At 45.7% G+C, this 13,599-nt stretch carries 7 protein-coding genes; 2 read left to right on the top strand and 5 right to left on the bottom strand.

Annotated features, from left to right (window positions below):
- The first annotated feature begins 233 nt into the window (after window positions 1-233).
- A complete protein-coding gene (locus BM090_RS06965; RefSeq protein WP_091509845.1) occupies window positions 234-1,403 on the top strand; it encodes a GlmU family protein in 1,170 nt (389 codons plus the stop codon).
- A 309-nt stretch (window positions 1,404-1,712) separates the two neighbouring features.
- Here the strand turns inward: BM090_RS06965 and feoB are convergent, their stop codons facing one another.
- Window positions 1,713-3,830, bottom strand: a complete 2,118-nt coding sequence (feoB, locus tag BM090_RS06960) for a ferrous iron transport protein B (RefSeq protein ID WP_091509842.1) — start codon at window positions 3,828-3,830, stop codon at window positions 1,713-1,715.
- A gap of 10 nt (window positions 3,831-3,840) precedes the next feature.
- Complete coding sequence (locus tag BM090_RS06955; RefSeq protein ID WP_091509838.1) at window positions 3,841-4,077, bottom strand: FeoA family protein; 237 nt, start codon at window positions 4,075-4,077, stop codon at window positions 3,841-3,843.
- A 260-nt stretch (window positions 4,078-4,337) separates the two neighbouring features.
- Here BM090_RS06955 and BM090_RS06950 point away from each other — a divergent pair, with 260 nt between their 5' ends.
- Entirely contained in the window at window positions 4,338-5,465 is a 1,128-nt protein-coding gene (locus tag BM090_RS06950; RefSeq protein ID WP_091509836.1) for an acyltransferase family protein, read from the top strand.
- An 89-nt stretch (window positions 5,466-5,554) separates the two neighbouring features.
- Here BM090_RS06950 and BM090_RS06945 read toward each other — a convergent pair whose 3' ends face one another.
- The 3 genes from BM090_RS06945 to BM090_RS06935 form a co-directional block, all read right to left on the bottom strand.
- Window positions 5,555-10,990 carry an alpha-2-macroglobulin family protein gene (locus BM090_RS06945; RefSeq protein WP_091509831.1) on the bottom strand — a complete coding sequence of 1,812 codons (5,436 nt, stop codon included), beginning with the start codon at window positions 10,988-10,990 and terminating at the stop codon, window positions 5,555-5,557.
- Between the two features lie 200 nt (window positions 10,991-11,190).
- Complete coding sequence (locus tag BM090_RS06940) at window positions 11,191-12,195, bottom strand: glycosyltransferase (protein WP_091509828.1); 1,005 nt, start codon at window positions 12,193-12,195, stop codon at window positions 11,191-11,193.
- 29 nt (window positions 12,196-12,224) lie between these two features.
- Window positions 12,225-13,472, bottom strand: coding sequence for a cysteine desulfurase (locus tag BM090_RS06935; RefSeq protein WP_091509824.1), 1,248 nt, complete (start codon window positions 13,470-13,472; stop codon window positions 12,225-12,227).
- Window positions 13,473-13,599: the final 127 nt, after the last annotated feature.

Here is a 13,599-nt window from a genome sequence, read left to right as displayed (position 1 = left end):
TTTCTCTCATAAATCTTCTACAATTTACTGTTTTCGATTTTAAGTTTAATTTAATCAAAATTACAATAGACTATTTTATATTTTTCTGAAAAAATTTACCTTTTAGCATTTCTTTTCTTTTAACCAAAAATAACTGCATTGTTATCGGGCTTTTTGCGGTAACCATTTACTTTAAAGAGGGCTTTTGCTTTACTTTGCACAGGTTCTTATCTATTGTCAAATTTCACCAATCCATGAATTATATTTTCTTTGATACGCCCGCATTTCGCAACTCACTCAAACCTTTCACTTTTACGCGCCCTGTGGCCGCCATTCGTGTCGGGATTGTTACGATTGCCGAAAAATGGGAATTTTATAGCCAAAACAAAGGCTCATTCCTCACAGACGCTTCTTTGCAAACGCTCTTCCCGCTACACGTGGCCGAAGATAATTTGCTCGTCAATGGCGCACTTTGTCCCACCGACGAACTGGCCACCGCGTGCGCAGCTTTAGCCACAGGCGAAGGCTTCACCCAAAACGGCGTTTTGTTGGCGGCTCGCCTTTCGGCCACGCAAGTAAGCCAATGGCAAACAGGCAGTTTTAGTCCAAAAACAACCGAATACGCCGCAGCCGTTACGCTAATCGCGCACAAATGGGATATTTTCGCCCAAAACGGGGCACAAATTCGCCAAGATTTTGCACGCCTCACCAAAGACCGCACCTCGCAACCCATCGCCGACAAACACACTATTATATATGGTGCTGAAAATATATTTGTGGAAGAAGGCGCAAACATCAAAGCGGCCATCATCAACGCCGAAGAAGGCCCCGTGTATATTGGCCGCAACGCACAAGTACAAGAAGGTTCGCTCATCAAAGGGCCACTGGCTTTGTGCGAAGGCGCGGTAATCAACATGGGCGGCAAAATGCGCGGCGACAATACCATCGGGCCATTTTGTAAAGTTGGTGGCGAAATAAGCAATTCCGTTTTGTTTGGCTTTAGCAACAAAGGGCACGACGGATTTTTGGGAAATAGCGTGTTGGGCGAATGGTGCAACTTGGGCGCAGACACCAATAACTCCAACCTTAAAAATAATTACGCCAACGTAAAACTCTACGACTACGGCACTGGCAACGAGGAAGATACGGGCTTACAATTCTGTGGCCTAATGATGGGCGACCATTCCAAATGCGGCATCAATACCATGTTCAACACGGGCACGGTGGTAGGTGTCGGAGCTAATATTTTTGGTGGTGGATTTCCTGCCAAACATATCGCATCGTTTTCGTGGGGCGGTTCGGACACGAGTTGGGAAAAATATCGTTTTGATAAATTCCTCGAAACAGAACAGCGCGTCATGGCACGTCGCAAAAAAGAACTGAGTCCAGCCTATCAAGCACTTCTCAAATATTTGCATGATTAAGAAATCAAAAGCCGCCTAGCGTAATGTTATGCGGCTTTTATTTTCTACAATAAACCCAAAAGATGCCACGCCGACGGCGTTAGAATCATACGCCACAATATTTGGCTACCAAGATTTTAATCCTAACGAATTTGCTCTAAGCCCCAAAAGCCTTTAGGCTTGGCACCTTTGTAGCAATCAATATTTTAGAGAAATACGAACGCCGTAGGCGTGAAATCTTTACCGCAAAAAGGCCGCGCAACTTCAAAAAAATCCCCCACACAATCTGTTGCGTGAGGGATTTTAGTAAAATATAATTTAACAGGTTATTTATTTTAAAAGGTTATAGACCAAGAAACTACCCAAATACGCCAAGCTCGTCATATAAACAAACTGAATCGCAGGCCATTTCCAGCCCCTTGTTTCGCGATACACGATGGCAATCGTACTCATACATTGCATGGCAAATACATAAAATATCAGCAGCGAAAAAGCCAGCGCAGGCGTGTACATGGGTTGGCCTGTGGCAGGATTTAATTCGGCTTGCATTCGGTGTTTGATGGTGTCTTCGTTGTCTGCGTCGCTGCCGATACTGTAAATAGTGGCCATCGTCCCGATGAAAACTTCACGCGCTGCAAACGAGGTAATCAGGGCAATACCGATTTTCCAGTCGTAGCCCAACGGACGAATAGCAGGCTCAATGAAGCGGCCAAAATGCCCAATATACGAACTTTCCAGTTTGGCCGAAGCCACAAAATTATCTTGTTGTTCAGGGCTAAGTTGTTGCTGTTGAGCTTGCGCAATGGCTTGTACTTCAGCTTTTTGCATTTGGTCGCTTGGCCCATACGAAGCCAACACCCAAAGCACAATCGAAATCGCTACAATTACTTTACCAGCTTCAAACACAAAGGCTTTTACTTTTTCCAAAATCGTAAAACCTACGTTTTGCCAACGCGGAATTTTATAAGAAGGCAGTTCCATGATAAAGAAACTACGTTGTTTGCTTTTGATAATATTTTTCAGAATCCATGCCGACACAATCGCCGATACAAAACCCAACAAATACAAGCCCATTAGCGCGATACCTTGCAGATTAAGCACGCCCAAATAATATTTTTCGGGAACAACTAAGGCAATCAGCACCGTAAAAATCGGGATACGTGCCGAACAGCTCATCAGCGGCGTAACCATAATCGTAATGAGGCGGTCGCGGTAGTTGTCGATGCTGCGCGTGGCCATAATCGCAGGTACGGCGCAAGCCACCCCCGAAATCAACGGCACAACACTACGACCATTCAAGCCAAACGGACGCATGAGCCTATCCATGATGTACATGACACGCGCCATATAGCCCGATTCTTCCAAAATCGCGATAAAAGCAAAAAGCATAGCAATTTGTGGAATAAAAATAATCACACCGCCAAGCCCCGCAATAAGCCCTTCCGTAAGCAAACGCGTAAGCACGCCTTCGGGCAAATTGGCTTGTAGCCATTCGTTTAGCGAGGCAATACCACCATCTATCAAATCCATGGGGTAACTTGCCCAAGCAAAAATGGCCTGAAATATCACAAACAAAATCGCCAAGAAAATCGCATAGCCCCCTACCCGATGCGTCAGAATCGCGTCTAAGCGATTGCTCCATTCAGGGCGCGGCGGCGTTACTTTCGTTACACAAGGCGTAACCAAGCGGTTAATTACTTCGTAGCGGGCAATGGTTTCGGCAGCCTGAAAAGAGAGGTTTTGAAAGCCATGTTGCACCGTGATTTCTTCTACAAATTGGCGTTCGCGGTCAGAAATGGCCATCGAAGTTTTGTACTGATGCGCCAACTGAAACGCCTGATAATCATTGGCCAAGCTAAATTTTTGGCGCAAAGCCTCCACTACTTCTGGTGCTTGGTCGTGTACTTCGTAAAATGATTTTTGGGGACAAGAAATTTCTTTTTGCAGAATATTTTTAAGCTCTGTTACGCCTGCGCCACTACGAGCATTCAGGGACGTAACAGGCACGCCCAACTGTTTGCCAAGCTCTATGAGATTAATGCGAATACCTTTTTTCTCGGCAACGTCTATCATGTTCAAAGCCAACACCACAGGCAAACCCAAGTCGTGTATTTGGGTGAAAAGCAATAGGTTACGTTTAAGATTGGAGGCATCGGCCACCACCACGACCACATCAGGATAAAGTTCGTCTTTGGTGTTGCTCAGTGCATCATAAACCACCTGTTCGTCAGGCGATTTTGGGTAAAGGCTGTACGTGCCAGGCAAGTCGATAATCGTAGCCGTTTGCGTGTCGGACAGACGCGCCACGCCTACTTTTTTCTCCACAGTTACCCCTGGAAAATTCCCAATTTTTTGATGCAAGCCCGTCAGTAAATTGAATAAAGACGATTTCCCTGCGTTAGGGTTTCCCACCAACGCAATGGTTAATTTATTAGAAGTATTGGCCATTTCGTAAAACTCACTGAATCAAGATAGTAGCGGCTTCCTCGCGACGTAGCGCAAGATTATAACCCGATACATTTATACACATAGGAGAGCCTAAAGGCGCAAGCCCGACCACCGACACTTCACTACCAGGCAAACAGCCCATTTCGAGTAGTTTTAGCGACATTTCGGCATCTGTAAACGCATTGATACGACCTTTTTGGCCTACTTTCAAATCGGCGATACTTTTGGGTGATGATGGCTGACTCATGGCTTATTTAGACTTAATTTAAACAGCCGCAATGTAGCAGGTTACCTAAGATTTTACAATGATTCTTCTCAAAAATAATTTTATTCGAAAGGATTAGCACCGTATTTCTTTGGCTATAAAGCCGCCAACATTTAGATTTTGCATAAGCCCAAATTTGTATATTCAGACAATGGCTTTACTTTTGTTGCAGTATTGCAATCCTATAAAAATTCACCTCAAATACTTTACCTATTAATTTAATTAACCCCTAAAGTATTAAGATGAATTCTTCAAACATTTTTTCTGATTCTAAGAATCATTACGAAATCCTCGACGGTTTGAGAGGTATCGCAGCCATCACGGTCGTGATATTTCACATTTTCGAGATTTTTTCGGGTGGCAACCACGCCTTACAAATCATCAATCACGGGTATCTTGCCGTTGACTTTTTCTTTCTGTTGTCGGGCTTCGTGATTGGCCATGCTTACGACGACCGTTGGCAGAAAATGACACTCCGCGAATTTTTCAAAAGACGCCTCATCCGCCTACATCCCATGATTGTAGTCGGAATGATTATCGGCGCAATCGGCTTTTATTTTAGTGCCTCGCCAGTTCTTTTTCCGTTGATAAGCAGCGTTCCTGTTTGGAAATTATTACTTATCATGCTCATTGGCTTTACGCTTATTCCCGTGCCCTTGTCGCTGGACATACGCGGCTGGACAGAAATGCACCCGCTCAACGGCCCTGCGTGGTCGCTGTTTTATGAATACGTAGCCAATATTTTGTATGCTTTCGTTCTTCGCAAAACCGCTACCAAATGGCTAATAGTCTTAACTTTTTTGGCCGCTTGCGCACTTGTTCACCTGACAGTCACCAGTCCCAATGGCGATGTAATCGGCGGCTGGGCTTTAGATCCAACGCAAATACATGTAGGACTTACGCGTTTGTTGTTTCCTTTTTTTGCGGGCTTGCTTCTTTCAAGATATTTCAAACCTCACCAAATCCGTAACGCGTTTGTATGGAGTGGTGTGTTACTTTTATTGGTGCTTGCGCTGCCAAGAATCGGGCAAGTAGAAAATGTTTGGCAAAATGGTCTGTACGAGGCTTTTGTCATTATTTTTATTTTTCCACTCATCATTTACATTGGAGCGAATGGCACAATAGAAAGTGGTTGGCAACGGTCTATTTCTCAATTTTTAGGCGATATTTCTTACCCTATTTACATTACCCACTATCCACTTATTTATATTTTCTCGGCGTGGGTGGTGGACAACAAATTGTCGATTCAAGATGCTTGGCCAGTGGGAATATTAGTGCTATTGGCATCCATTACAATTGCTTACGCTTGTCTAAAATTGTATGATATTCCTGTCCGAAAATGGTTGGCCTCCAAAAGTAAAGCCCAATAAGTTTTAGGCAATTTTTCTAATACAAACAAAAAAGCGTAGGCCTCCGAACGACCTACGCTTTTTGTTATTTATCAAACGAAATATTTTGGTTAAGGCATCGCCTCGCGTTCTACAATCTCGATAGTACCCGCACCATTGTACGAATGATATTCGCCGTCATACATGGCATCGGCACTCACCGCACCCAGCGCAAATTTGCCACGCGAAACGGCACGCACCACATAGTAATAAGTGCGTTCTGAGCCGTAGGCATCCGTGAAAATATTTACGCGGTCGTCTCTGATGTCCAGATGGTCAGGAATAGAAGCATTTGTTACCCAAGCCAATTCCGTAGAAGTGCTCAAACGCGAGTTTTCTACCTCAAAACCTGCTGGTAACATATCCGTCAATACAATGTTTTCTACACGACTTCTATCCGTAGTACTCACCGTGATTTTTACCACAATCAAATCGTTTTGGCGGAAAGTATTGCCCGAAAGCACATTGCCGTTGCGGTCGTAAAAACTGCGGCGCACGCGCAAATAACTGTCTTCTTCTTTCACTTGTCCCGATGCAGGAATACCCGACATTTCTCCAAAATAATACACTTGCCCTTTGCCTGATGTGCTGATATTAAGCATTTTACCCAAAACACCTTTATCCAACCACAAATCCGAACCCGCAAAATTACCTAAGGTTTTTCCGTTGGCGTTTACGCTGGCGGTTGCTTTGCTGTTGGCGGCTTTTTTGGCCAATTTGCCCAAGGCCAACAACGCGAAAGCATTTTCTTGTGTGGACAAATACGGGTCGCGTTTGAGTTCGACGGCCAAATGTCTGGCCATCATCGGGATTTGCGGATTATTTGCGTCCACATCTACCAAACAGCTCAACGAAATCGCTTCATCGCGTACAAACGAGTAGAAACTTCCGCCGTTGGCAGCCACCGAACGTTCACCCACGAAAGCCGAAGGCAAGGCCGTTTTGTAAGAGATTTGGTCGGAAGCCAGCAAGTAAGCCGCGCCCAACAAATATTTGCTGTCGATGGCCAAAAGTGCTTTGTTGGCTTTGTAATAGTTCATGGTCGGCACGTCGGGGCGGCCTGCCAACGCCAACACGTACAGCGAGTACGCAATTTCTTTTGGCGCAATATTTTTGATAATGCGTTGGTTGCTTTCCGTATAATAGCTGTATTTCTCCAATTCTTTGGCTTTGGCTTTTTGTCCCAAATAGCTCAAAAGTTTGTCTAAAGTGCTTGTATTCACCTCAAAACCAGCGTTTCGGGCTTCTATCAAGAAATGCGCCGCATACGCCGAAGCCCACCATTGCGACTGCTCACCACCCGACCAGTAACTAATGCCGCCGTCGTAAAGCTGCATATTTTGCAGTTTATTGATGGCTTCTTGTACGTTGTAGTTCGGGTTGCTGCTCGGCATGGCCGCGTATTGTTTCGGATTTTTCTTATACAAAGTCTTGGCTATTTCTTGGAAATAAATCTGCGGAAACGCCGCCGAAACGGTTTGTTCGGCACAGCCATACGGATATTGCAACAAACTGTTGAGGTTTTCGGAGAATTGCACCAAAGGCGAAGCACTCACCAGCAACGAACCCGCGCCCGAATTAGGCAAATAATCTGTTCCAAAATCTAAATTAGCATTGCTGCCTGCGGCCAACACACCCGAAAAATTCTTTTTGTTCAGCGAAGCCGAAGGCCTTACCGTAATATCTGTTTTTTCGGTAAAAGTCTGACCTGCGGCGCGTGCCGTTACTTGTACGTTGGCTTGGCCTACTTGGTTGGCTGCTTTTACTTTAAAGAAAACTTGCTTTTCGCTATTTGGTTCAATACCAACGGTTTGAGCGGTTTCGCCGTCGGCTTGCACCGCGCCACTGGCCGCCAAAGACACGGCCACATTGAGGCTGCGTTTGGTGGTGTTGCTCAATGTTACGGGAACTACCGCTTCGTCGGCTGGACTCAAGAAACGCGGCAACGACGAAGACAATACCAAATCGTCGGCCACTTTCATCGGTTTTTCGGCTGCGCCAAAAGCTCTACCTCTGTACGCCACGGCCATCACACGCAACTCACCCGAAAAATGCGGTATGTCTATCGTGTATGAGGCTTCGCCGTCCGAATTGGTTTTGAGTTGGCCACTCCAGTAAGCCATGAGTTTTACACGCTTGTTGGTCAGTGGGTTTACGCGGCGCGAAAGGTCGTAACCGTCGCCGCCCACTTTGCTGTTTTTGTGCGCTTTTAGCTCAGGGAAAACCACCGCGTACATATCGTAACTGTTTACTTGCAAGGCGCGTTTACGGAAAAAGAAATCGTGCGGATTCGGCGATTTATAATTTTTCAATTGCAAAATACCTTCGTCCACCACAGCGATAGTTACTTCCACAGGTTCGCCGCCGCTTTCGGTTTTGACCGTAATTTTCTGGCGGCTGTTCGATTTGGCTTGCGCCACCGCCTCAATGCTCACAGGCAACTCCGTTTCGGGGTCGGTTACGCGCACCGACTTAAAGCCATGCCCTACCGTGATAGGCATAGAGCCATCGTCCACAGGTCGGAACAAAGTCGCTGTAACATAGATATTTGGCAAATGTTTTTCTTCGATAGGAAGCGAGAGTTTAGCCGATTTTTTGTCGGTTTCCAACCAAAAATGCTCATACATTTGGTTGCGCTCTACGGTTACTAACATTTTGCCCGCAAATGGCGTTTTGAACAAAATGTCTGCTTTTTCACCGATTTTGTAACTTTCTTTATCAAAAGCAATATCAATGTTACCTTCTTTATTTACCTCAAAAGAAGTGTTGCTGGTGTAGCCAAAGCCGTAAGCATAAAACGACTGCGCCACGTATCTGTTCCAGTCGCCTGCGTACACCCGAATTTCGTATTCGCCCGAACTGGCAGGAACGTAAGCAAACGACGTGCTACCGCCACCATTTACGGCCATGCTACGCGATAACATTACTTTTTCTTTGCGTTGCGAAACGTAGCGGAAGCCTGAACCCGAATAACTTTCTTGCGCCACCGAATACCATTCGTATTTGATTACGGCCACGTTGAGCGTTGTGCTTACGCCTTTGCCTTTTTCGTTCAGGGCAACGATAGGCACCAGCAACGATTTGTTTACGTCCACGTAGCTATCAAAATATTTGATACCAGCAAAAACGTTTTGCGTCGGCACGGACACTTGCGTAATGCGATTTACAGGGCGGCCATTTTCATCAAAAACCGTCGTGTAAATGCGACCTTTGAGCAAGCCACTGGCCTCAAATTCGGCTGGTACACTGAACGACTGTTCAAACTCGCCATTGTCGTCGGTTTTACCTTCGTGGTATTGCGACGCAAAAGTCATGTTGTCCAGCCCTTCGATGTTAAATTTATAATCTTCGTAGCCTTTTGGGGCAAAATTTTCGCGGCTAAAAGTCAGTTCCGTTTGGTAGTTGCGGCCTGCGGCATTCGTCCCGAACAGATTGGCGGCTGTGGCCTTAATACTGAAAGTTTCGGCGGGGCGTACCGTTTCTTTGTCGGCCACCACGTTTACGCGAATGCGGTCGGGCATAAACTCTTCCACGCTGATAGCCTGTGAGTTAAGAATTACGTCGTTGCCTGTCAGCACTTCCACGTTATAAGTACCCGTTACGGCGGCATCTGGCAATTTCACGTCTGCCGTAAATGCGCCTTGCGCGTTGAGTTGGGCGCGTTGCGTGAGCATTTCGCGGCCATTGGGCAAGGTTACTTTAAACTTCACAGGCAATTTTTCGGGCGCAAGCCATTTTTCATTTCTCAAAATCACGTTGAAGTGCATGGTTTCCGATGGGCGATAAATGTCGCGGTCGCCGTAGATATAAGCTTGATAACCAGAAGCATTCTCGTACATTCCGTCCACTTCGTAGCGCGATTTGTCGGTAGCCGTTTGTTGCAAGTGCATGTACGTGAACTCGTTTTCGTAACGCGCCGTAAGCATTTGCGTGCGGAAACCTGCGGCCTTGCGGCGAATGTTATCAAACACTGCCATACCATTTTCGTCGGTTTTGACCTTATAAACTTGTTGGTTGTTGGTGCTGACAAGCGTAATTTCAGCTTCTTTCAATGGTTTGGCCGTCAGCAAGGAATTTGCAAAAACCACAATGCGATTATCCGTTTCGCGGGCAATCAAACCCACGTCCGAAACGGCCATCGTGCGTTGTGCGCCATTGTATTGGTTTTCGGTGTCTTGCACTTTTAGCACATAAATTCCTTTGAAATTGTTGTTGTCGGCAAAATCCAAGTTCACCAAATAACGACCGTTTGCATCTTTTTTCAGGGATTTGGTAGCCACTTCGCGACTCATCACCAAATCGCCGTAATCTTCAAAGCTACCGTAGCCATCAAAATATTCTGTTCCGCCATACAAAAGCCCCGTGTTGCGCAGGTGCTGCAAAATGTTATTTTCGTAAATTTTGTATAAAAGAATATTGACTTTTGGAACATTAACAATGCTCACAGCTACATTTTTCTCGCCCTTCGAACTCAAATAAATGGCTTTGGCTTCCGTGAAATTAATGGCGGGTTCGGGCTGACCAAACACAACCATTTGTTGCAATTCTTTGCGCAAAGTGCCGCCAAAAATTCCGCGCAAACCTTCCGAAATGGTAAGTTCGTAATTGATAGCCGAATTAAAATTGCCTTTGATATTAAAACCATATTCCAACGCCTCAACTGTGAATTTTACGGCTGGCTCAAATTGAATATATTGGGCAGCGTTTCGCACGTCAAGTCCCTGATTGGCAACGATATGCAAATAACCTTGCTCACCTTCGTATTGAGCTTCTACTTGCATAATGCTCAAGTCGGCACGCGACGGCACTGTCGTTTCCAGCGTGATGGGTTCGTTGCTCACGTGGCCACTTTCTATACATTTCAGGCCTTTTTCTACGCTAATTTTGATGGCTTTTTCGTCGATGTCCTGCGCGTTGGCGGGATTTACGACTACCTCCACCGTTTCGCTAATTACGCTACTTTTGGGCGTGGCGGCCAGCTTTTTACCGTCTATTTCGATGCTCAAAAGGCGCATCACCTCCACAGGATTTACTTTGTAGTTGAAATGCAGGTTAAAGCGCAGTTCGATTTTGCCATCGTCGGCTTTATTCCAAAAAATATCTGTTCCCGTCAGGTTCAAATATGGCGTATGAAATGCCATTGTTTCACTGCTTACACTCAACTTGCCATCTTCGGACGTGGTCAGTTGGCTAATGAGCGGCGTAAGTGTGGCCTTGTAGTCCGTGCCAGCGGCAAAGCCAATTTCGGGAGAAAAAGTTAGTTCGTTGGCGGCTGTCCAGCGAAAACGCCCACGCACGGCAGGCTCAAAATGCACGTATTGCGTCGTGTCCCAGAGGTTAAACAATGAGTCTTTGGCTACGTCTTGGTTAAACGTAAAAACCAAATTTTGTTGCTGTTCGATTTCTTGCTCAAAATTGCGCTTAGAAATCTCAATGGTGTTGCGCGAACAAGCCGCCAGCAAGCCCACAACCACCGCAAAATACAAAATAAAAGGTCTGATTTTCATTGGTTTATTAAAAAAATAGTACAAAAAGTATAATACCAATTATTGGGGCAAGTTCGGAATATAAATCAATTAAGCAATATTTTCTATGAAATAAAGCGCATAAAATTAGTTATTTTTCTCCATGAAGGCGGCTCAAATTCGGCCTCTGGCATCGGGACAATTCGTATGATATAAGCCTTAAAATCAGTTATTTATGCAGGTTAATATTGGCGAGATTTCCATTCTACGCCCTTGCGGTTGCCAAAATGATAGGCAAAAAGCATTCCTGTAAAAACAAAAGCGTAGATTTCGTAAAACCAAACCCAACGCCACAAATGTTTTTGCCGCAAACGCCCCAGCAGCCCAATAATGACAAGATTTTGGATAAAATATTTAGTTACCCAAAAAAGAAACATCGGCACAGGTGCGTACCAAAATAACGCAAAAACCGCCACGTAAAGTGCCGCCAACCCACACACCAACAGTTGATAATACCAACCGCCTTCGCAAGCTCCCGTTATCCAGCGGTTGCGCTGCACGAGCCAGCCTTTTACGGTCGTAATGGGCAAGGAAACAGCCACACATTTAGGCGACATGAGTTGCCGAAATTCAAAACCTTGTTCCAAAATGGCTTTGAACAAACGATAATCTTCTGTGAGGGAGAATTTCAGGTTTTCGTAACCACCCGTAGCGCGATAGGCTTTGGCGGTAGTGGCCATGTTGTTGCCCATCGACGTAATCGGGATTTTTATTAAAGACAAAAGCCAAATAATCAGCAAGTTAGCCAGCCAGTCAATGGCCTGCATACGCGCCAACAGTGGCGTGCCGCTGATGGTCGAAAGCCCATTGATTACACCTACTTTTTCTGTGTCAAAGCCCGCAAGCATGGCTTGCACCCAATGCGGCTGTACGGCAATATCGGCATCCGTAAACAAAAAATATTCGCCTGTAGCCTGCTGTGCCAATTGTGCCAACACGTTGCCTTTACCTTTGGCCAAGCCTATATTTTGGGTAATATTAATTAACTGAAAATGAGGTTTGTCTTGAATAAATCGGGCAATAATTTCCGCCGTTTGGTCTGTGGAATCGTCGTTGCCGATAAGGATTTGCAGCGCGTCGGTTGGGTAATCGAGGCGCGAGAGATACAACAAACACCGTTCTATGCAATGTGCTTCGTTACGGGCGGCTACCAATATCGAAACTTTGGGCGTAGAACGGTGTTGCATTGTTGTTTATTTCGTAAAAAAGTAAAAAACTAACGGTATTTGCGCACGATGGCTTCCAAACAATCGGCAAAATAATCAATTTCTTCGATGGTGTTATACAGCGCAAACGAGGCGCGAGAAGTTCCTTCGATGCACAGGCGTTCCATGAGTGGCTGTGTGCAGTGTTGGCCAGTGCGAACCGCAATGCCTTTCGCGTCGAGCATTACACCCAAATCGAAAGGGTGAATACCGTCCACCACAAACGAATTAACACTTACTTTGTGCTTGGCCGTCCCGATAAGTCGCACGCCATCAATGTTTTGTAGGCGTGTTGTTGCGTGTTGCAACAAACTGTCTTCGTATTGCGCAATAACAGGTTTTCCCCATTGGTTAATGTATTCGATGGCCGCACGCAAAGCGATAGTATCGGCAATGTTAGGCGTGCCTGCTTCAAATTTGTAAGGCAAATCGTTGTAAGTAGTGCGTGCAAAACTCACATCGCTAATCATTTCGCCGCCGCCCTGATACGGTGGCATGGCTTCCAACAATTCTTTTTTGCCATACAAAACCCCAATCCCTGTTGGGCCGTAGAGTTTATGAGACGAAAACGCATAAAAATCACAGTCAATGGCCTGTACATCAACGTCTAAGTGCGAAGTAGCTTGTGCGCCATCTATCATAACTTTAGCCCCGACCGCGTGCGCCTGACGGATAATGTCGGCTATCGGGTTGATTGTCCCTAATGAATTAGAAGCAAAAACCACCGACACAATTTTGGTTTTTTCGGAAAGTAATTTAGCATATTCTTCCAACACCAATTCGCCGCTATCCGTAATTGGAATTACGCGCAACGTCGCGCCTTTTTCCTCGCAAAGCATTTGCCAAGGCACAATGTTGGAGTGATGCTCCATGTGCGAAACGATTACCTCATCGCCTGCCTTGAGGTTTTGGCGGCCATAAGTGGCAGCTACCAAATTAATGCCTTCGGTCGTGCCGCGCGTAAAAATAATTTCTTCCGCGTGCGCCGCACCAATAAAAGCGCGAACCGTTTGGCGTGTACGCTCGTATTCGGCGGTTGCTTTTTCGGCCAACGTGTGGATACCTCTGTGGATATTGGCATTATAGTTTTGATAATAATGCGAAATCGCGTCGATGACCGTGCGCGGCTTTTGAGTGGTGGCCGCATTGTCGAAATAAACAAGCGGTTTGCCGTTGAGGCTTTGATGCAAAATCGGGAAGTCTTCGCGAACTTTTGCTACATCAAATGCGGCAGTATGTGTTGTGGTGGAAATAGCCATAATCGTAAGGGCGGCAAAATTGCCTTTTCGGGATAAATGCTACAAATTAGTTTTGAAGTGCGTTTTTTTACTCAAAGAAACAACACGCACCCAACGCATAAGGTTTCGGGTTGTGGGGTTATCGGCG

The sequence above is a fragment of the Flexibacter flexilis DSM 6793 genome (assembly GCF_900112255.1).
GTDB lineage: Bacteria > Bacteroidota > Bacteroidia > Cytophagales > Flexibacteraceae > Flexibacter > Flexibacter flexilis.
The sequence above is the reverse complement of the archived record's forward strand: the minus strand, read 5'-3'. Positions and strand labels throughout refer to the sequence as shown.